This window comes from Psychrobacter sp., assembly GCF_049295055.1.
Lineage (GTDB): Bacteria > Pseudomonadota > Gammaproteobacteria > Pseudomonadales > Moraxellaceae > Psychrobacter.
In genome coordinates this window covers 1-21,174 of sequence record NZ_JBAQQF010000064.1, presented here as the reverse complement: position 1 = coordinate 21,174, position 21,174 = coordinate 1, and the positions used below count along the sequence as shown (strand labels likewise).

Here is a 21,174-nt window from a genome sequence, read left to right as displayed (position 1 = left end):
TAAAAATTATTTAAAGAAGTTGTTTAGAGCGGTCATTTATATTAGTTATAGTCGATACCCAATAAAACAGATACGTTATTTTTCACGCGAGACTAGGATGAGTTTTTCTGGCTTGCTGTGCCTACGCTGACAGAGGCTGCAAAAAATTCATTCTAGTTCCGCTGTATCGTTTTTACATTGAACTGACTATATTACTATTAGAGCACTACTGTCTTTGCGTTAACCCAACTTCTAACTCTTACCTTTATGTTAATTATGCACTTAAGCTATCTAATGCTTCACGTAGCTCATCCATTTTTGCCATAATCTTTTGCTGAGCGCCTGCAACCGCATGAGCATCATTGGCATCTATATTTGCGAAATTCTGTACTAAAGCACTGCCAACAATAATACCATCAGCGTGTTCGCCAATGGCTTTAGCAGATGCGCCATCACGAATACCAAAACCGACACATACCGGTAAATCAGTTTCCGCTTTAATCGCTTTTACGTGCTTAGCTACATCATCGGTATCTAGCGTTGCCGAACCGGTTACCCCTTTAAGCGATACATAATAGATATAGCCACCACAATGAGTCAATACTTGCTGACGACGCTCAGCCAACGTCGTTGGTGATAATAAGAAAATCTCATTCATTGTATGTTCGGTTAAATGCTGAGTGAAGCTACCCGCCTCTGCTGGTGGCAAATCAACCATCAAAATCCCGTCAACACCTGACTGCTCACATAGCGCCACGAAGTTATCATAACCGATAATCTCAACTGGATTCAGATAACCCATTAAGATAATAGGCGTTTGCGTATCTTGCTGACGGAACTCTGCAACCATTTTTAGCGCATCGCGAGTACTAGTCCCTGCGGCTAATGCACGCTCGCCAGCCAATGCAACGGTTGGGCCATCCGCCATTGGATCAGAAAACGGCAAGCCAACTTCTATCATATCGGCGCCATGCTTCACTAAATCATGTAGCAAGCCCACAAAGTTGCTAGGATTAGGATCGCCTGCCATTACATAAGGAATCAGGGCTTTTTTATTTTGTGATTTTAAAGTTTCAAAAGTGCTTTCAATTCGGGTCATAGTGTTCTCTTAATTATTATAAACTGGCTCAGTTGACCCTCTATTTAATAATAAAGGGTCAAATTAGCAATTTTTCTTCCAAAGGATAATTCAGTTGCTACTAAAAAAGCAGTTATTACAACTCAATCCCCTCTGCCTTCATGACAGAATGCAAATCTTTATCGCCGCGACCTGACATATTTACAATAATCGTTTGATCAGGAGTCATGGTCTTAGCTAGCTTTAGTGCATAAGCAACGGCATGAGCAGATTCAAGCGCAGGAATGATACCTTCTTTGCGCGTGACTTCATGGAAACCTTCTAGTGATTCTTTATCGGTACAGCCGACATATTCTACGCGTTTCATATCTTTTAAGAAGCTGTGCTCAGGACCAACGCCAGGATAATCAAGGCCTGCTGAGATAGAATGGGTTTCTTGAATTTGACCTTCATCATCCGCCATCAAATACGTACGGTTACCATGCAAGACGCCAATACGACCAGCAGCGAGTGGCGCTGAATGACGACCCGTTTCAATACCATCGCCTGTCGCTTCAACACCGTACATTTTGACTTCCGTATCATTTAGGAAGTCAAAGAATAGACCGATGGCGTTCGAGCCACCACCAACACAAGCAACTAGCGCATCTGGTAACTTACCTGTCATTTGTAAATGCTGAACACGCGCTTCTTTACCGATAATCGCTTGGAAATCACGCACAAGTAACGGGTAAGGATGTGGGCCTGCAACCGTACCGATAATATAATACGTGCTATCGACATTGGTAACCCAATCACGCATCGCTTCATTCATCGCATCTTTAAGCGTACGTGAGCCAGACGTCACTGGCACTACTGTCGCGCCAAGCAGACGCATGCGATAAACGTTCATTTTTTGGCGCTCTACATCATCAGCTCCCATATAAACGATACATTCAAGTCCCAAACGTGCCGCAATCGTCGCCGTCGCAACGCCATGTTGCCCTGCCCCAGTTTCTGCAATAATACGTTTTTTGCCACTCATTTTGGCAAGCAGCGCCTGACCAATGGTGTTATTGACTTTATGTGCGCCGGTATGATTGAGGTCTTCACGTTTAAAGTAAATTTGCGCGCCGCCAATCTCATCGCTCAATCGCTTGGCATGATAAAGCGGCGTTGGGCGTCCGACGTAGTTGACTAAATCATTGTGATATTCTTCCCAAAACGCTGGATCTACTTTGACTCTGTTATATAACGCTTCTAGCTCTTCTAATGCGGCCATCAAGGTCTCAGACACGAAGCGGCCACCGTGGACGCCAAAATGTCCACGGGCATCTGGGTATTGGTTAAAATCTTGCACACTTTCTGGATTAGTAAAAGTATTGATAGCTTGTGCGGTGGTAGATAAATCTTTGTTAGCGACATGACTCATGGTAATTCCTACTGTAATAAGTGGTATTTTTTAGGATTGGTATTTTTTTAAAATAACTATAGAGAAGACAATTTATATAGTTAGCTTTAGAAGTTTGAAAATTTAAAGTTAGCTACTTATATTCGAAGGTTCGCTAAGCGTCTCGTTTTGCCATCGGTCGCGTTTGACCGCTTTCATAAAGGCGCGCATTTTAGCAGGGTCTTTTTTGCCTTTATCAACTTCAATTCCGCCGCTGACATCAACACCGTAAATAGATAAGTCGCAGGTAGCAGCAGCGTTTTGGGCATCAAGCCCGCCAGCTAGAATAATCGGCAGCGCGCTATTCTGTGGAATGAGATTCCAATCAAAGCGCGCGCCAGTACCGCCATATTTATGTTGATGGTAGGCATCAAGTAATATACTGCTAGCGCCTGCTGAGGCAAAATTGTCAATCTGTGTATTAACACTCTCAAGCGTATCTTGCTCAGTATTGATACGTAAGGCTTTTATCCAACGTTTATTGACTGAGCTAGCCAGTTGTTGACACTGCTCAGGACTTTCATCGCCGTGAAATTGAATAATATCAAAGGGCACGTTATCGGCAAGCTCAGTCAACTGCTCGCGAGGCATATTCACCACTAAGGCAACCACACTCACAAAAGCAGGTACAGCGGCAATTAATACTTGCGCCTGCGCCTGCGTTACGGCACGCGGGCTTGAGGGATAAAACACCAAGCCTACCGCATCAACGCCTAGCTGTGCAGCAGTATGAACATCACTAAGCTGGGTAAAACCGCAGAACTTAACGTGCATCTTATGACCTTAAATACCATCTTAACAATAGACAAGCATTGATTATAAATTATAATCAGCCGTGAATCATAATAAATGGTGATAATTTGTTAATTGAACGGCAAATCAATTGCATACAAAAACTTATCCTAGCATACTTTTATTCATAGTTTTGTTTATGATTGCGATTGATTAAAATAAGGATTCTTGAATGTCTAACAATGCGTCGACAACGGCTCACAACACTGACAGCAACGATAATACTAATGGCAAGGCTACTAATGTCAGCACGCCACATTACTTAATGTGGTTTCGTCGTGACCTACGAGTGCACGATAATACTGCCCTAGCTGCTCTTTGTGATCGGGCAAACGCAGAAAAAGCTCAGGTCAGTGCCGTATTTTTTCTCACTCCAGAACAATGGCAAGTACATGATATGTCGCTAACACAGCTTGACCATATCGCCCGCACCTTGCCTATTCTCGCAAAAGACCTACAAACGCAATTAAATATCAAATTAACCGTACAGGTATGCCCAAGCTTTTCTGATTGTATCGAGGCGCTAAACGCTTTCTGTAGGGACAATAATATTAGCTGCGTGATGGCAAATCATGAGTACGAAGGCAATGAAATTACTCGCGATGAGCAATTAACCAAGCAACTTGCGCAGAGGAATATTGAATTTATTCGCTGGCACGACCAATGTATCTTGCCACCGCAAAGTATCACTACCAATGACGACAGTATGTATCAAGTGTTTACCCCATTTTATAAAAAATGGCGACAAACCTTGGATGTAGGCAACATACAAATTCATAAAGCACCAGCTATAAACAATAATAAAGTAGATTTAAAATCATCAAAAGTTAGTGTGGACAGTAGCGAAGCTATAGAAGCGTTATGCAAACAAACCGTCAGCGACTATCAACAACATTTACAGAGTAATGAAACGTATAAATATATAGATACGGATGCTCAGCTCAGTCAAGCTTGCAGCGCTTACCCTGCTGGCGAAGTTGCTGCTTGTCATCGCTTAGACCAATTTGTCGCTGAAGATATTAATGACTATGATGTGAGCCGTGATGTACCCAGCTTAAACGCCACCAGTCAGTTATCTGCTTACCTGACTATTGGCGCAATCAGTCCGAGACTTTGCTACTTACAGGCTAGTAAAGCATTGGGAGAATTGCATGGGAATGACAGTGACAGCTCTGATAACTCTGATAGCTCTGATAACAATGACATCAACCGCTGGATAAGCGAGCTAGCGTGGCGAGATTTCTATCGCCATGTTTTAGACTATAAGCCCGAACTGATACGCCATCAAGCTTATAAGCATGAGACCGATATCAAGGTTAACTGGTCATATAATCAGAAGGACTTTAATGCATGGTGCGAAGGTAAAACTGGCGTGCCATTAGTCGATGCGGCAATGCGCTGTCTCAATGCAACAGGCTTTATGCACAATCGCTTGCGTATGGTTACGGCGATGTTTTTGACTAAGGATTTATTAATTGATTGGCGTTGGGGCGAGCGCTACTTTATGCAGCAGCTGATAGATGGTGACTTTGCGTCCAATAATGGCGGGTGGCAGTGGAGTGCTTCGACTGGTACGGATTCTGCGCCCTACTTTCGTATTATGAACCCGTTTAGCCAAGCCAAAACTCACGATCCTGATGGGATATTTATTAAAACATGGCTACCTGAATTGAATGAAATTCCTGCCAGCATCTTGCATAGCGAAGATAAAATGCGCAAGATGCTTAGCACCAGTGGGCAGCTAGTCACAATCAACTATCCAAAACCTATGGTCGACCATAAAGCAGCTCGGCAATTAGCGATTGCTGAATTTAAAAAATAGCGATTCATCTCACTTAATGTACTTTATTCACATTAGCCGCATTCGTGCCTGCTTATTAGCTCAGCTGAAGTTTACAATATACGGGTTTGGATAATGTAAAGAGCATAGGCTAATAAAGTGAAGCTTATAATTAACAGCACCCATGTCGCAAAAGAAAGTGATTCTTTTGGTTTAGGACGCTTATTAAGCTGACGTTCAGGCTTAGAAGACGGTCGATTATTAGGAGTTGTCATATACGCCACCTTTTATATAGGGTTATATTACCAACGAAATTCATAAGTTGATTATGAATAATAGATAAGCTCTACTATACAATATAAATGGTGTTACTTTAAGTCTTTCCAACTAATAAGCTACCGTAAGATTATCTAGTCTATGTTTTTGATAGGATTATCTAAGTATTATTTACTGGCATCTGGCACGCGCCAGCACCTTGCGTAGTCACCGTTACTACAGCTCCAGTTAAAGAAAACAGCTGTTGCAACTGCGTTTGTGCATTCTCTAATGCCATAGTCATGACATCACCGCGGCAAGCACGTTCAAGGACTTCTTTTTTGGCCATGCTTTGCGCTTGCTTTAGTATTTTAGGATCGACTTGCATCATGCCAAAAACACCCGTTTGCCAATCATAAATCTCAATATCGTCTAAATATACTGAAAATATCTCTGAAGGTGGTATCGTGATATTAATTTGCGGCATTATTGATACTGGCGTATTAGCATCCGCTTCTTGTATCTCATCGACGTTAATTTCAGGCTGCACGACTTGTACCATCTCAGGGGTAAGTGCACTTAAATCAATCCCCGCCTCCACTCGTCCGCGCGCGATAAACAAACCCTTTTGCTCGTCTTGCCACAGCTTCATCCAACTGCCAGGACGTTGACTGGTAATGACGGTATCGACACTGAACGCCACAGTCTCTAAACGATTCAACTTCTGAATTTGCATAACCACACCCTCTCGGGTGATGGTTTCTATGGGTTCTTCTTTGGTTATATTCTGCACACTATAAATAGCAAAGACGATAGCTGCTAGACCGATGAGTAATACAAGCCACGACATCATAGCGATAGGTTTTTTTGCTTTTGGGTTAGCTGCATGATGATCGTCAGTTGGAAGCCGGTTATCAGGATTGGACATATAAACTACCTCGATATTTTATTATTTATTTTCATTGGCATATCACTGCCATGTAATTGCTATATAACAACTAAACACTAACCTATCAATGCGACGTCTTTGCAATAATTTCAAGTAGTTAGTAGCAATTCTATACATAATTTAGAGTCAATATCTATCTGTGAGATAGTAGCTCATAATGCAATTTAACATCTTTAAAAACCGTTAATTTATCCGATAAACAAGCGGATTGTTATCCGTTATCCCTTCCCGTTTAGAGCATGTTCGCTCTAAAAAAACAAAAAGTCATTGCGTCTTAGGCGAACTTTACCTAACATAGTCAGATTGTATGTCTAAAATGTCAGTTTACATTTATTTTTAAGGCTTATACGCCTTAAAAACGGCGATATAATTACTGATATTTTTATACGAAAATGAAAATTTTCACCCTTTTTTAGGTGCTGTTTGCGAACGCGCTGTCTACTAGAGTACTGTCAATTGAAGTACCTTTTAACTAGACCATGTCCTAGACTATTACCAAGTAATAAAGGGTAATCTTGCGTCGGCCATCAAACCACACGCTCAACATCCTACTATTTCTTATTTATTTTATCGTTGATAAGGTTCCGCTTTATTTATGAAAGCCAGTCAATTTTTATTTGCCACGCTAAAAGAAACGCCTAATGATGCGGATATCGCCTCAAGCCAATTAATGGTCAGAGCAGGTCTAATTCGCAAAATCGCTTCTGGATTATATATCTGGTTGCCAATGGGTTTGCGCGTGTTGCAAAAAGTCGAGCGTATCGTTCGCGAAGAGATGCAAAATGTCGGCGCACAAGAAGTACTCATGCCCATGACTCAACCTGCTGAGCTTTGGCAGAAGACCGGTCGTTTCGACGATTACGGCCCTGAGCTCCTGCGTTTTAAAGACCGCCATGACCGCGAATTTGTGTTGGGGCCAACGCATGAAGAAGTCATTACCAACTTAGCCCAAGGCGAACTACGCAGTTATAAACAGCTACCGATTACTTTCTTTCAAATTCAAAATAAGTTTCGGGATGAAATTCGCCCACGTTTTGGCGTGATGCGCGCGCGCGAATTTACGATGAAAGATGCGTATTCGTTCCATTTTGACCAAGCGTCATTGGCAAAGACTTATCATGAAATGTATGATGCCTATACGCGTATTTTTACTCGTCTAGGTTTGGATTTCCGTGCAGTACAAGCAGATAATGGTTCTATCGGTGGTTTTGCCTCGCATGAGTTCCACGTGCTAGCAGATAGCGGTGAAGATGATATCGCTTTCTCTGATTCTTCCGATTATGCTGCGAACGTAGAGCTTGCTGAATCTATCAGTACTGCCGAACGTCAACCTGCGACTATGCCCCGCGAGAATGTCGATACCATCAACATGCCAACCTGTGAAGCAGTCGCTGAGCATTTAAACGTTGCGCTTGCCACCACCGTAAAAACATTAATTGTGCAAGGTCATACTCCAGAAGGTGAGCCTCAGCTTATCGCTGTGGTACTACGTGGCGACCATACGCTAAATACGATTAAAGCTGAAAAAATCGAAGAAGCTAACGTACCTTTAACGATGGCAACGGAAGAAGAGTTAAAAGCTGCTGGTCACCATAAAGGCTATATCGGCGTTGAGCTTGATATGCCCGTCTTTGTAGACCGTGCAGCAGCAGCGCTGTCAGATTTCGTTTCTGGTGCCAATGAGGTCAATAAACATACTATTGGTATGAACTGGGAGCGTGACGCGCATATCACCCGTATTGTTGATATTCGCAATGTCAATCAAGGCGATCCTTCTCCTGATGGTAAAGGCACACTACAAATTAAGCGCGGTATCGAAGTCGGTCATATCTTCCAATTGGGTGATAAATACTCACAAGCGATGAACTGTACCGTTTCAGGTGAAGACGGTAAACCAGTTACCTTAATGATGGGTTGTTACGGTATCGGCGTTAGCCGTATTATCGCCGCCGCTATTGAGCAAAATAATGATGAAAACGGTATTATGTGGCCATCAACGCCAGATGTTATTGATTCGCTAGCACCGTTTGAAGTGGCTATCGTACCAATGAAGTCTAAAGAAGAAACCGTCATGGCAACAGCAACAGCATTGTATCAAGAGCTAAAAGCCCTTGGTATCAATGTCTTGCTTGATGATCGTAATGAGCGCCCAGGCGTGAAGTTTGCTGATCTTGAGCTGATTGGTATTCCACATCGTATCGTGGTATCTGACCGTAATCTTGCAGAAGATAAGTACGAATACGTCAATCGCCGTGATAGTGAAAAGCAATTACTCAGCCGTGAAGAAGTATTGGCAAAAGTAAGCAGCAAATAGTTAAAAAACTTTGCATAATAAAAAGCGCCTATCTTAGTGAATAAGATAGGCGCTTTTTCCAACCTACTATCAGTTATTGAAACTATCAGTTCGGAGTACAAGTAATGACTTTAGGCGTCCCCATACTGACAATTTTTATTAACGTAGTCTCATCAATTGTTTCTGTCTCTGTCATATCTTCTTTATAGTTTCTAATTTTAATGGTTGCGGGAATAGGCTGATAACATTTATCAGAACGAACCTTCAATCCGAGCACTTGATAGGTTTTATTGGCTTCATTGTAGTGCGCATTATCAAAAGTAAACCAAGGATCGCGGTCATCCCCTTTAGCGCGAGGGATCTTTTTATAGTCTTTTTCATCTACAGAAAAGCATAGACTACACGGTGTGTATTCATCATCAGGCTCAGTCACATTGATTATCCCTTTGAGAGTAGTTTCTCCTTTGTAATAAATGATACTGCCGCCATCTTCGGTTTTAACCTTTTTAAAACCAGTTTTATTCGCAGCATAAGCAGGTTGGAGCATAAGTGCTGACAACCCTACCGCACCGAGCATTGCTACGATATGTTTGACGTCCATGATAAATCCTTTTGATAGAAAAAAATGTTTACTAATTATAAAGTTTAATTATAATTTTTAAAAGAAATCAATCGATATTTATTGACGAATCAAACGGCTAGGTGCTGGTAATAATGCAATATCACTTACGCGACAAGGGTTGATATCGATACCGCCGCGGCGCGTATACCAAGCGCGTACCATCAGCTCACTTGGCTCATAATATTTGCTTAAATCAGCAAATATCTGCTCGACGCATTGCTCATGAAAGCCATTATGCTGACGGAAACTTAAGATATAACGCAGCATACTGGCTTCATCGACTGTTTTATTACTGCTAATAGAAACCGCCAATGTGCCCCAATCTGGCTGATTGGTCACCGGACAATTACTGCGTAATAGATTGGAATAAAAAGTATAAGCCTGACTGTCGCTATCGTTTGCTTTATTATTACTGTTCAGCAACGACGCATCAGGATGCATAGTTATCGCCACTTTATCCATACTATTTGCTAAGGCATCATCAATACAAACACCGTCAGGTTGCGTAATTAGCAATCCTGACCGAGTATCATCTAAACTGATCAACTCAAATTTCACATCTGCTTGTACACAAGCTGATAAATCTTTCGCAACCAGTGTTTGCACTTCTTGCCAGTTGCTAAATTCAGTGAAGTTAATACTGTTTAAATACAACTTCAATGATTTTGACTCAACTATAAACGGCGAGCTTGCCGGAATACCAAAGCGTGCTATGGCAACCTGCGATATACCCTGTTGATTTAACCATGACAGCTCAAATGCCTGCCACCAGTCAATGCCTACTTGTAGCTTATCATCTTGCCAGCCAATGACGTCTCGCCCCATACTACGGGCAATTGGATATAAGGTTTCTGGACTATACTCAGTTGGATAATCAGTGGTTTGTTCACCCAAGATACCGTGGATACTCATTGGTACTTCCTAATATTAAACATTAAAAAATTTGAAATAATGGTTCAATTACTATAATGATTGTAGCTATCAGCACTACAAGCGGATACGCGAGCCATCACTTAATAGTCGATAAGAGATGACATAAAACACCACGCAAAATACGAAAATGGCCGCCATCGAATACCAAACGTTGACATCCGAATAACCAAGGATACCGAAACGGAAGGCGTTGACCATATAAACGATGGGATTTAATAGTGAGATGTTGTACCAAAATGGCGATAAGTTCTCCATCGAGTAAAACACGCCGCCAAGAAAGGTCAGCGGTGTCAGCACAAAGCTTGGAATAATAGTAATGTCATCGAATGAGCGCGCATAGGCCGCATTAATAAAGCCGCCAAGCGAGAACAAAATAGACGTTCCTAATACCGTAAATATAGTGACAAATAAATGCTCGATACCCAGTTTAGTAAAGAACAGCGCGACGATAGAAACAATAATCGCAATAATCAAACCGCGAAAAATACCGCCGCCGATGTAACCCATTAGTATGGCGTGCTTAGAAACCGGAGAGACTAATAGCTCTTCAATACTGGCGGTAAATTTAGCACTAAAGAAGCTTGAAACCACATTAGAGTAACTGTTGGTAATGACCGCCATCATGATAAGACCTGGGACGATAAACTGCATGTACGGTACGCCGCCCATATCCCCTACCCGCGAGCCAATCATCTTACCAAAGATGACAAAGTATAAAGCCATGGTAATGACCGGTGGCAACAGGGTTTGTGGCCAAATACGCAGGATGCGACGAATCTCTTTGACTAAAATCGTTTGAAAAGCGATCCACTTTTTAGCGGCAGACATCGATTTAGTAGGATCTACAATGACTTTATGAGTGACTTCCTGTTTCATAACCCTGCCTCCTTCATACTGTCTTCATTCTGAATATTTTGATCGACTAGCCGCATAAATAGCTCCTCTAAGCGGTTAGACTTGTTGCGCATACTGGCCACTTCGATATCAAGTTTGGTAAGCTGCTCAAAGACACAATTAAGCGTCTCGCCCTCACTTAAAGTCACTTCAACTGTTAGCTCATCAGGCTGGACAATCTCTGTTACTTTATCAATGACTAAAGGCTGGGTGAGCGGCTGGGTCAAATCTAACACAAAAGTCTCAACCGACAACTGCGCTAGCAAGTCTTTCATCTCAGTATTAATACGAATCTCGCCATGATCTAGAATGGCAATGCGCTTACACAGCTGCTCAGCTTCTTCTAAATAATGAGTGGTCAGAATAATAGTGGTATTTTCTTCAATATTGATTTGCTGCATGAACTCCCACATCGAGCGGCGTAGTTCAATATCAACCCCAGCGGTTGGCTCATCGAGAATCAATAGTTTAGGCTTATGAATCAGTGCGCGCGCAATCATTAAACGCCGCTTCATGCCACCTGACAGCTCTCGCGATTTACTGTCTCGTTTATCCCAAAGGCCCAATGCTTTTAGCAAGCGCTCGGCACGTGGTTTTGACTCTTTAGCAGGTATACCAAAATAACCCGCTTGAGTAATTAGAATATCTTCTACTTTTTCAAACTGATTAAAATTAAACTCTTGCGGCACCACACCTAAGTATTGCTTGGCAACGGATGGGTTGGCTAATAAGTCGACACCAAAGATATTTACGCTGCCGCCGGTTGGTTTGAACAGCGAGCTGATAATACCAATCATCGTTGACTTACCAGCACCGTTCGGTCCTAATAATGCAAAAAATCCACCTTGTGGGACGGTGAGACTGACGTCTTTTAAGGCAGAAAACCCATTGGCATAAGTTTTGGATAAATTCTGAATCGATAGCGCTGGTACTTCAGACATGAATACCTCTTTATAATTTTATGAAATAAATAGTATGGGGTATAAAATAGATTATGTAAGCCTTAATGTGAGGCTAGTCATGACATATTTCAACTGCGTCATATTATAAGCATGATATTAGTACAACTCATCATTGAGCATAAGTCATTAGCCAAAAAAGCGCCTATCTCATCAAATGAGATAGGCGCTATACACACTTATAATCTAAAAAACTTTAACCTAAAAGGCATTAGCATACTTAAAACGTATGGCTTATTAAACTAAACAAAAGAACAAGAGCCGACAACCAATTATCGACCCTTAATTTTTAATATGTAGGTATGCTAACGGTTTACCACTATACGTTGGCAATGACGATTAGCTGGCTTCAGCAACCATATAATCGACAGCGTTTTGTACTTCTTCATCAGGGATATCAGCACCACCTTTAGCAGGCATAGCATTATAACCGTTGATAGCGTGGGTATATAAGGTCTCTGCACCTTGCGCTATACGTGGGCCCCAAGCGCCAGCGTCACCTAACATAGGTGAGCCAAGCAGTCCTGACGCATGGCAAGTCTGACATACTGCATTGTATACAGCTTTACCCTCACGTGGGCCATCACCAGCTGATGGACCAGAAGAACGAGCGGTCACATCACAAACTTCATCGTCTTCAAAGCATACTTTACCAACAGGCTGAATACGAGCAATCAAGTTAGGATACAAAGCAATGAGCTTTTGCACTTGTGGCGTATCTTGTGGAATTGGCTCTTCAGCCGCCGCAGGTGCTGCTACCGCTACGGTAATTTCTTCAGCTGGAGCATCTGCTTGCGCAGTGGCGTCAGCAGTTGCATCCATAGGAGCAGCACCATCGGTGGTATCTGCAGCAGCTTGGGTCTCATCGCCTAGTTTCTCAGGGGCATTTGCAACAACCTCTTTACCTTCTGCGACTGCAGATATGGTAACAGGCGTGTCTACAGCGCTTTCAGCTTGGCTCACAGCGATACTAGCGATTCCTAGAATGGCAGCTGCCGATAACATAACTACTTTTCTCATTCGTCACGTTCTCTTATTACGTATACAAGGGTCAACATAGCTTGGACATTCTGTCTGTCCTCCTTCAACAACAACCAGTTGTCAATAGCAAACAGCCATCCCGCATACGAGCGCACTTGTAATCGGTGAATATAAATAGGGATTCTCCCTGACATTATAAGGGAAAAGACGGGTAGATTGCCATGCCTGTTTGCTGACTATCTTGTTTTTTCTTAAAAAACCTCAATAGCCACCTTCATTCATTGGCTTTATGGCTTTTATTTGTTAGACTAAGCCGTCTTTATTTTTCGAGACAGCTTTACAATACTGCACTGCTATCTATTTTTTTAACGGTTACTTTTAATTAGACCGTTAATATTTAGGCAGTTCGTTCAGATTATGCGCTCGTAGCTCAGTTGGATAGAGTATCGGTCTCCGAAGCCGAGGGTCGTGGGTTCGATTCCCGCCGAGCGCACCACTATTTATAGCTTAATTTTTGTTCAAATCTCGCTTCAAGCATTATATTGTTTGAGGTTTTTTTGTGTCTCCAATTCCCCTTAAAGCCTTTATCCATAAGGGTTGGTTATTCTATTTTTATCAACCCCTAAGAAGTAATCTACTCTTTAATAACGTATTCTTTATAAGTCTGCATGCATGTACCTGCCTTTTGAAAATCGGTGACCAAGTGCTCGGTGACCAAACGGTGACCATTTTGTAACCAAAATTGTTAAAGCTTGCTGCTGGTAACTGATCCCTAAAATCTGATCTTATCGACAAGTCCAGTACCTTAAAGTATTAGACTCAAGTTAAGTGTGAGATAGAGGTGGAAACCTTTCTACCCATTTACCCGCAATCACTTTATCAATTTCAATGTAAAATATTACCGCCCATTCTCAAAATATAATTAGATTTAAAAAAGGGTAACAACCTTTAGGTCATTACCCTTTTATTAGACTAGAATCATAAAATATAATTACTACTAGTTAAGCTGCTCATTGACTAAAGTTACCCAGTAATCTATCCCAATTGAAAGAATATCGTCATTAAAATCATAGAGTGGATTATGCAACGCTGTACCGCCACATTCTCCTTCGCCATTACCAATTAAAATATAGCAGCCGTCAACTTCACGTAGCATAAATGAGAAATCTTCACTAATGGTATATCTTTCACAGTTACCGTTTACGTTGTCGATACCAACTACCTTTTGTGCTGCTTTTACTGCATGGATAGTTTCTTCTAGCGTATTTATGGTAGACAAGTAGCTGTTATTGAAGTGATAGCCATAATCTACACCTGCTGATATACACTGACCTTTTACAACGCGTTCAATAGCTTTTTCTATCTTATGCAGTGTTGAATCGGTAAAGCTACGCGTATCTCCTGTAATGGTTACCTTTGAAGGAATGACATTTACGGTACCATTTGTTTCGAAGTTAGTTACTGAAATTACGGCTGTTTCATCTATTGTACTTAAATTACGTGAAACAATGGTTTGTAGCGCAGTGACAACTTGCGCACCTACAATAATTGGATCAGTACCCATATGAGGAAGTGCTGCATGCCCACCCGTAGCTTTAATTATGATTTCAAAACTACTTTCGCTCGCCATCAAAGCGCCTGGACGCGTGACAAACTTACCTTTTGCCACACCTGGTATATTATGCATACCGTAAACGGCATCCATGTGCCAGCGTGTGAATAAACCATCAGCAATCATTGCTTTAGCGCCTGTGCCACGCTCTTCGTCAGGCTGAAAAATAAAGTAGACAGTTCCTTCAAAGCTTTTATTGTCAGCTAAAACATGAGCCGCGCCTAGCAGCATGGCGGTATGACCATCATGCCCACAAGCATGCATAACGCCATCGTTCTTTGATACGTGATTAAAGCTGTTCTGCTCATGAATTTGTAAGGCATCCATATCAGCACGCAGACCGATTGAACGTTCGCTATTACCACTCTTTAAAATGCCAACTACACCCGTTCCACCGATACCGCGATGTACTTCTAATCCGAATTCTTCTAGCTTATTCGCTACGAATTCTGCAGTTTTAAATTCTTTAGTGCTCAGCTCAGGGTATCTATGAATATGGTGACGCCATTCAATAGCTTCTTTTACTATGTCCATAACTTTCTCCTATCTAAATACTATTCTGTGGAATAAATTTACTTCTATGCTCATTTCATTTAAAGACTAATATTCAATTAATTTACAAGTTTGAATTTAACCTTTTTCTACTATTTCTTCATCATTAGCCATTTGATCTTTTCTAGTCTCAGGATTAACTATAATTGAGTCGGTAATTGGAGTCTCTGTGAACTCAGCGCGCAGCATTTTAAAAGTACTAGCGATACAAAGAAAGAGTACGAACATCAATGGTAATGCAAATATCAGGCTGATACTTTGCAGTAGATCAATACCTGTTTTACTGCTCATCATCAATGTAAGTGCCATTGCAGACTGAGCAATCACCCAGATAATTTTCATTTTATTACTAGGATTGTCTGTTCCATTTTCACTCATACTGGCTAGGGTAAAAGTAGAGCTGTTCAGTGAAGTAATAAAGCAGGTGAATAGCGCAATGACCACACCAAATGAGATGATTTTGCCAAGAGGGAAATCTTCTAACACAATAAAGGTTGCCGCTTTTGATGACGCTGCTGCTGCTTTGAGTACTTCTGGTTCAGACTGAATACCGATAGTACCGAAAAATGCGACCCATAAGAAAATGCCTATGCAAGGAAGAATCATAGAACCTAGGATAAACTCACGTATAGTGCGTCCTTTAGATACTCGAGCAATAAATGGACCTACAAAGGGTGCCCATGCAATAGCCCATGCATAGTAATAGATTGGCCAGCCACGGATCCAAGGTGCATCTTCTTCTGCGGCAAATGTCGGTAACATCAATGCATCTTTGAAGAAATCATTAATATAGTTACCTAAAGAGTCAAAATATACATTAATCATAGTGGTCGTTGGACCTACAAATCCTACCAGTATAATGAGGCCAATTAGTAGATAAGCATTATAATCTGAGAGAAGCTTAATGCCTTTTTCTAGTCCAGTTGTGGTACATACAATAGTGATTAAAGCAATAACACCAACAAGTAAAAACACTACCCATGGCGCATCAGGTGTACCAAAAAGGTATGAAAAACTGACTCCTAATGAAAGACCGCTTTGCCCAAGTGAGGTTGATATACCTGCAATGGCGCCAAATACACAAACTAAGTTAATTAATTTTCCAAGATTACCATTTGCTTTGTCACGACCCCAAGGGATAAGAATATTACTAATTAAGCCGCTCTCATTTTTACGGTATATTAAGTACCCAACGGCAAGACCAACTACTGAAAATGCCGACCATGCCTGAATACCCTGATGGATAAAGCTTTGCTTCATCGCAAATTCAGCTGCCGCGGCGGTTTGAGGCATAATACCTGTGGTAGATAATGGCTCCATGTAATGGTATACAGGTTCAGCAACGCCCCAATAAAGCATCACCGTACCCATACCTGCAGAGAACAACATACCTATCCAGGAAAAAGTACTAAATTCAGGTTTAGAATTGTCAGGACCAAGCTTAATATCACCATATTTACTGAATGCTAAATAAAACATAGACATAATAAATAAGAATGAACCTACCATATATATCCAACCGAAAGTATCAGTTAGATAGGTCATGGTTCCAATTCCTACGGTATAAAGCGTATCTGGAAATAGTATTCCCGCTGCCACAACTAGAATGATGAAGGTCATGGTACTGATAAATATTAGTTTGCCTTGCTTAGTATCTGCACGTTTTACTGACATAGTCGTTTCTCCTACGGTCTATTTGATGATAATGAGTTCAGGCTCAGCACGCTCACTTAACCACTCTGCACCATCTTCAGTAATTACAATATTCTCTTCATGCACCATAGACTTACCTGGTGCATATACCATACCTGGCTCAAGAGTCAGCACCATACCTGGCATAAGAATAGTATTGTCAGTTGCGGTATGAGAAGGTCGCTCAGTCAACTCAATACCTAAACCATGGCCAAGACGACCAACATCATTACCTAATGCACCGTTAGCTTCTAACACTCTCCACATAGCATTATAAATATCGGATGTTGTTGCGCCAGGTCGTGCCGCTTCAAAACCTTTCGTTGTGGCATCATAGGTAGCACGATAAGCAGCTTTTGTCTGTTCGCTAGCATGTCCAAAGGCCCAGTTTCGATCGAAGTCAGAGAAGTATCCATCACGTACGGCACCAGTATCAATAATTAGAACATCGCCTTCTTCAATGACACGATCTGTCGGACCCATAATAATACTGTCATAACCATCAGGTCCGGAACCTGCAATAATATATGGACAGGCGTCTGCGCCTTCTTGCAACATGTCAATACGAAGCTGTTTACAGATTTCACGTTCAGTCATACCGATACGAGCATAATAAGGAAGCTTGGCAAAACCATGATTAGTAATGCGACATATTTCACGTGTTTTTTCGATTTCAGCTTGAGATTTAATTTGACGTAGCTCATGTACTGCTAGCGAGATATCTACAAAATCTTTTTTTACCATTTTGGTAAGCTTTAGATAGTTATTGATCGGCATACGCAAATGCGATTCAATGCCTAGCGTAGCTCCCACACGACCATGACGACAGGGCAAAGTATTTAATGCACTAATGACAAGGCTTATTCCATCATCTTCAGGACGTGGTGACGGCCAAGTGATAATGTTCTCAACCCAAGTTTCTGCCATACCACTAGCACCGATCTCAGGCACTATCGCAATAGGTTTTCCTTCAGCGGGTATAATAAGAAACCAAGGACGTGTTGGACTTTGCCAAAACTGGGTAAGAAATCCTGTGAAGTATCGTATGTTTGGCTCGGTAGTAAAGAACATGGCATCGAGCTTCATATCGTGCATGATTTTTTGAGCGCGGGCAGTTCTTTTTTCAAATTCAGAGTGATCGAAACCACGTTGCAGATAATTAATCATAATGACATCTTCCCTGTTATCACTGTAGAGCAAATTATAAAGGTCACATAAGTGAACTATAGGTATTACAAGTTATAATGTTTATCTATATTAAATGTACATAAATAAACACCTTTCTATAGTTAAATATACTAACCGCATTAAATTTATAAAATAATCAATATTATGTTACTTTATGTAATATATATTGTTAAAACTCTTGCTCAGTAAGCATAAATGGCTAAATTCTATTAAGAAAGTATAGATTGACGATAATATGTTAAAGTTACATTTAGTTAACTTATCGGTTGATTTGCGTTTGAAATTATGGTTTTATAGTGGTGCGAGTATAATTTCAAGCTTGCGTTTCTATCTTAGTAAGACCATGATAATCAGCATACTCAGTAAACAATAGTGGTTTAAAAATGGAACAAAAAGTATTTACAGCATTAAATGCAGAATTTACAGATGAAGATGCAAAATTCTTAGAAACTTACTTTCGACTCGCCGACACAATCGCCGACTTGATAGGTCCTCATTGCGAAATAGTGATTCATTCATTTGCAAGCTTTGAGAAATCAGTCGTTAAAATAGTCAATGGTCACCATACTGGCCGTACCGTCTACTCACCTATCACAGATGTAGGGCTAAAAATGCTTAGCCAGTTTAAAAAAACAGGGGAAGTAGCACCAAAAAGTTACTTTACTACTAGTAAAGATGGCGCTTTGCTTAAATCAACTACTTGTGTATTGGCGGGTGAGGCTGGTAAGCCAATTGGATTGTTCTGTATAAATATGAATTTATCCCGCCCTTTTCCAGAAATCATTCAAACATTAATGCCGGACATGGCCAGTTTACATACTGGCGTTAATGAAAACTTTAGTTCTTCCGCTACAGATTTGATTGAGCAAGCTCTCAATAATGCTGTTTTGGAAGTTGACAATGATCCTTCAGTCAATCAGAAAGGTAGAAACAAAGCCGTAACTAAAGTTTTGCTTGAAAATGAAATATTCGAATTTAAAGAGGCTACGGCAATGGTTTCTGAGCATCTAGGAATCACTCGCCATGCTATTTATAAATATATACGCGAATTTAAATCTGAATGAACGCTTAAAGGCTCTATCCTCCTATAAATTTTATTAATCAATTACAAGAGATAATTATGAAGAAAACAGTCCACACCGATACAGCACCAGCCGCTATCGGACCTTACTCTCAAGGTATGGCATTTAAAGAGTTAGTATTTACTTCAGGTCAGTTGCCTTTAGACCCTAAGACTATGGTGTTTGTAGAAGGAGGTATTGAGGAGCAGGCTCGCCAATCATTAGCTAATCTAAAAGCGGTACTTGAAGCAAGTGGTGCGTCTTTAGATTCAGTACTAAAAACCACTTGCTTGCTATCTGATATGAAAGACTTTGCTGCTTTCAACGATGTTTATACTGAAGTATTCGGTACTGAGGCTGCACCAAGTCGCACTTGTTTTGAGGCAGCTCGTTTACCAAAAGATGCTTTGATAGAAATAGAAGCCATCGCTTTTATTAACTAATCTATAAGTTAATTCTATTGATCGTAGCCATGGCCTTATCTTTATACTTTTGAGAGAATCTTATGATTAACATTATTAAAAATAACTTCTACACCGGTAAAAAGTCAGAAATATTCAATGCTAATTTTATTAGCCAAATACGCGATTTTCATCATCAGATCGATGGCTATCAGCCAACTCCATTAATTTCACTACCTCTATTAGCTAAAAGATTGGGCGTAAAATCAATTTTGGTTAAAGATGAGTCTCATCGTTTTGGGCTTAAAGCGTACAAGGGACTCGGTGGCTCTTATGCTCTAGGGCAGTTGTTAGCTGAACATCTTGATGTTGATATAGCACAGATTGATCTAAAGACCGTTTCTGAAAAGTTAGACGAGCCATTAGTATTCACTACTGCTACCGCTGGTAATCATGGTACTGGCGTGGCGTGGGCCGCGCAAAAAATGGGACAGAAGGCAGTCGTTTATATGCCCATGGGCTCACCAGTAGCCAGTGTTGAGCGTATTCGCAAACTCGGTGCAGAATGTATTGTAACGGATGTCAATTACGATGATACCGTACGCCTAGCTAGCAAAACTGCAGAAGGAAACGGTTGGATTTTAGTACAGGATACGGCTTGGGAGGGCTATGAGAAAATCCCAACTTGGATTTCTCAAGGTTATATGACTATGCCTGATGAAGCGATTGAACAAGCTGAAGCTATGAATGAAGGGAAAATTACTCATGTCATGCTGCAAGCTGGTGTGGGTTCAATGGCAGGTGGTGTTTTAGGTTATTTAGTAGATAAGCTTGGTGTGGATAGTTTTAAGACTATTATCGCCGAACCTGACGCTGCGGACTGTCTATATCGCTCGGGCGATAGCGCTGACGGGGATATGGTCAATGTCACCGGTCAACTGAATACTATCATGGCAGGTCTAGCTTGCGGTGAGCCAAATCCGATTACTTGGCCTGTGTTAAAAGATAACAGCAGCTATTTTGCCTCTGTAGATGATAGTGTTTCAGCAATAGGCATGCGCGTATTAGGCAATCCGCTATCAGGTGACACTGCTATTACTAGTGGGGAATCAGGCGCTATCACTTTTGGCTTGCTCTATAAGCTATGTAGCGATACCTCAAATCAAAAGCTTCGTGACGAGTTAGGGTTAAATCAAGATTCAGTTGTGATGATATTTAACACTGAAGGAGACACTAATCCAAGTAGATATAGAGATGTAGTATGGGAGGCTAAATACTAGGTTTTATCAATTATATTTCGTACTTAATCTGACATTCTTTAAAACTTATACGATAGTCAGATTAAGCTTCTTTAATATGTACAAGTGCTATGCACCATCCGCTATGACACATTCAACGACCGTAGTATTCCCATCATTGTATATTCTGAGCTTAGGCTCCATCATTTCGGTTCCATAGTCATAGACTGTAAATTCAGGCTGAAATCTATCTACAGCTTGACCAATATACACACACGCTGCATTCGAAGCACAGACTAGTAAATGCACTTTTTCGATACCATGTATTTGGTTCAAATTGGTAAAAATATCCTTAAGCCTACTAGGGTGTGTCATCAATTAGAACCGTTATTTTAGAATAAGCTATACTCATTGTGTTTCTAGAAATCTGAGATTAGCCACCATGACAAGACGACATGCCCTGCGTGATGACCAATGGGAGAGAAT

The 21,174-nt window shown here is 41.1% G+C and carries 19 protein-coding genes and 1 tRNA gene; 6 read left to right on the top strand and 14 right to left on the bottom strand.

Annotation, left to right across the window (positions count from 1 at the left end; all coding sequences use genetic code 11):
- Positions 1-253 precede the first annotated feature (253 nt).
- The 3 genes from trpA to WAZ74_RS09600 all read right to left on the bottom strand — a co-directional run bounded on the left by trpA (position 254) and on the right by WAZ74_RS09600 (position 3,260).
- Complete coding sequence (gene trpA / locus WAZ74_RS09610; RefSeq protein WP_422308077.1) at positions 254-1,078, bottom strand: tryptophan synthase subunit alpha; 825 nt, start codon at positions 1,076-1,078, stop codon at positions 254-256.
- A 115-nt stretch (positions 1,079-1,193) separates the two neighbouring features.
- A complete protein-coding gene (trpB, locus tag WAZ74_RS09605) occupies positions 1,194-2,396 on the bottom strand; it encodes a tryptophan synthase subunit beta (protein ID WP_422308080.1) in 1,203 nt (400 codons plus the stop codon).
- Positions 2,397-2,576: 180 nt separating this feature from the next.
- A complete protein-coding gene (locus WAZ74_RS09600) occupies positions 2,577-3,260 on the bottom strand; it encodes a phosphoribosylanthranilate isomerase (protein ID WP_422308076.1) in 684 nt (227 codons plus the stop codon).
- A 283-nt stretch (positions 3,261-3,543) separates the two neighbouring features.
- Here WAZ74_RS09600 and WAZ74_RS09595 point away from each other — a divergent pair, with 283 nt between their 5' ends.
- Positions 3,544-5,100, top strand: coding sequence for a cryptochrome/photolyase family protein (locus WAZ74_RS09595; RefSeq protein ID WP_422308079.1), 1,557 nt, complete (start codon positions 3,544-3,546; stop codon positions 5,098-5,100).
- A gap of 71 nt (positions 5,101-5,171) precedes the next feature.
- Here the strand turns inward: WAZ74_RS09595 and WAZ74_RS09590 are convergent, their stop codons facing one another.
- Both WAZ74_RS09590 and WAZ74_RS09585 read right to left on the bottom strand, forming a co-directional pair.
- The gene (locus WAZ74_RS09590) at positions 5,172-5,333 is read right to left on the bottom strand and encodes a hypothetical protein (RefSeq protein ID WP_422308075.1); all 162 of its coding nucleotides are present in this window, start codon (positions 5,331-5,333) and stop codon (positions 5,172-5,174) included.
- Positions 5,334-5,494: 161 nt separating this feature from the next.
- Complete coding sequence (locus WAZ74_RS09585; RefSeq protein WP_422308074.1) at positions 5,495-6,241, bottom strand: DUF4230 domain-containing protein; 747 nt, start codon at positions 6,239-6,241, stop codon at positions 5,495-5,497.
- A gap of 616 nt (positions 6,242-6,857) precedes the next feature.
- Here WAZ74_RS09585 and WAZ74_RS09580 point away from each other — a divergent pair.
- On the top strand, positions 6,858-8,576 hold the full coding sequence (locus WAZ74_RS09580) for a proline--tRNA ligase (RefSeq protein ID WP_422308073.1): 1,719 nt from the start codon (positions 6,858-6,860) through the stop codon (positions 8,574-8,576).
- 85 nt (positions 8,577-8,661) lie between these two features.
- Here the strand turns inward: WAZ74_RS09580 and WAZ74_RS09575 are convergent, their stop codons facing one another.
- The 5 genes from WAZ74_RS09575 to WAZ74_RS09555 form a co-directional block, all read right to left on the bottom strand.
- A complete protein-coding gene (locus WAZ74_RS09575) occupies positions 8,662-9,156 on the bottom strand; it encodes a hypothetical protein (protein WP_422308072.1) in 495 nt (164 codons plus the stop codon).
- Between the two features lie 78 nt (positions 9,157-9,234).
- Positions 9,235-10,089: an NADPH-dependent 7-cyano-7-deazaguanine reductase QueF gene (queF, locus tag WAZ74_RS09570; protein ID WP_422308071.1), complete on the bottom strand. Its 855-nt coding sequence runs from the start codon at positions 10,087-10,089 to the stop codon at positions 9,235-9,237.
- Positions 10,090-10,164: 75 nt separating this feature from the next.
- On the bottom strand, positions 10,165-10,938 hold the full coding sequence (locus tag WAZ74_RS09565; protein ID WP_422308078.1) for an ABC transporter permease: 774 nt from the start codon (positions 10,936-10,938) through the stop codon (positions 10,165-10,167).
- 44 nt (positions 10,939-10,982) lie between these two features.
- On the bottom strand, positions 10,983-11,945 hold the full coding sequence (locus tag WAZ74_RS09560) for an ABC transporter ATP-binding protein (protein ID WP_422308070.1): 963 nt from the start codon (positions 11,943-11,945) through the stop codon (positions 10,983-10,985).
- Positions 11,946-12,302: 357 nt separating this feature from the next.
- Positions 12,303-12,983 carry a c-type cytochrome gene (locus WAZ74_RS09555; RefSeq protein WP_422308069.1) on the bottom strand — a complete coding sequence of 227 codons (681 nt, stop codon included), beginning with the start codon at positions 12,981-12,983 and terminating at the stop codon, positions 12,303-12,305.
- Positions 12,984-13,363: 380 nt separating this feature from the next.
- On the opposite strand from WAZ74_RS09555, the gene WAZ74_RS09550 reads away from it, so the two are divergent.
- Positions 13,364-13,440, top strand: a tRNA-Arg gene (locus tag WAZ74_RS09550).
- Positions 13,441-13,941: 501 nt separating this feature from the next.
- On the opposite strand, the gene WAZ74_RS09545 is transcribed toward WAZ74_RS09550, so the two are convergent.
- The 3 genes from WAZ74_RS09545 to WAZ74_RS09535 form a co-directional block, all read right to left on the bottom strand.
- Complete coding sequence (locus WAZ74_RS09545) at positions 13,942-15,090, bottom strand: M20 aminoacylase family protein (RefSeq protein ID WP_422308068.1); 1,149 nt, start codon at positions 15,088-15,090, stop codon at positions 13,942-13,944.
- 96 nt (positions 15,091-15,186) lie between these two features.
- The gene (locus WAZ74_RS09540; protein WP_422308067.1) at positions 15,187-16,782 is read right to left on the bottom strand and encodes a BCCT family transporter; all 1,596 of its coding nucleotides are present in this window, start codon (positions 16,780-16,782) and stop codon (positions 15,187-15,189) included.
- An 18-nt stretch (positions 16,783-16,800) separates the two neighbouring features.
- The gene (locus WAZ74_RS09535; protein ID WP_422308066.1) at positions 16,801-17,967 is read right to left on the bottom strand and encodes a M24 family metallopeptidase; all 1,167 of its coding nucleotides are present in this window, start codon (positions 17,965-17,967) and stop codon (positions 16,801-16,803) included.
- 404 nt (positions 17,968-18,371) lie between these two features.
- On the opposite strand from WAZ74_RS09535, the gene WAZ74_RS09530 reads away from it, so the two are divergent.
- The 3 genes from WAZ74_RS09530 to dpaL all read left to right on the top strand — a co-directional run bounded on the left by WAZ74_RS09530 (position 18,372) and on the right by dpaL (position 20,730).
- Positions 18,372-19,052, top strand: coding sequence for a helix-turn-helix transcriptional regulator (locus tag WAZ74_RS09530; RefSeq protein WP_422308065.1), 681 nt, complete (start codon positions 18,372-18,374; stop codon positions 19,050-19,052).
- 56 nt (positions 19,053-19,108) lie between these two features.
- Positions 19,109-19,492, top strand: coding sequence for a RidA family protein (locus tag WAZ74_RS09525; protein ID WP_422308064.1), 384 nt, complete (start codon positions 19,109-19,111; stop codon positions 19,490-19,492).
- A 62-nt stretch (positions 19,493-19,554) separates the two neighbouring features.
- A complete protein-coding gene (gene dpaL / locus WAZ74_RS09520; protein ID WP_422308063.1) occupies positions 19,555-20,730 on the top strand; it encodes a diaminopropionate ammonia-lyase in 1,176 nt (391 codons plus the stop codon).
- A gap of 87 nt (positions 20,731-20,817) precedes the next feature.
- Here the strand turns inward: dpaL and WAZ74_RS09515 are convergent, their stop codons facing one another.
- Positions 20,818-21,063 carry an SAVED domain-containing protein gene (locus tag WAZ74_RS09515; RefSeq protein WP_422308062.1) on the bottom strand — a complete coding sequence of 82 codons (246 nt, stop codon included), beginning with the start codon at positions 21,061-21,063 and terminating at the stop codon, positions 20,818-20,820.
- Positions 21,064-21,174 lie beyond the last annotated feature (111 nt).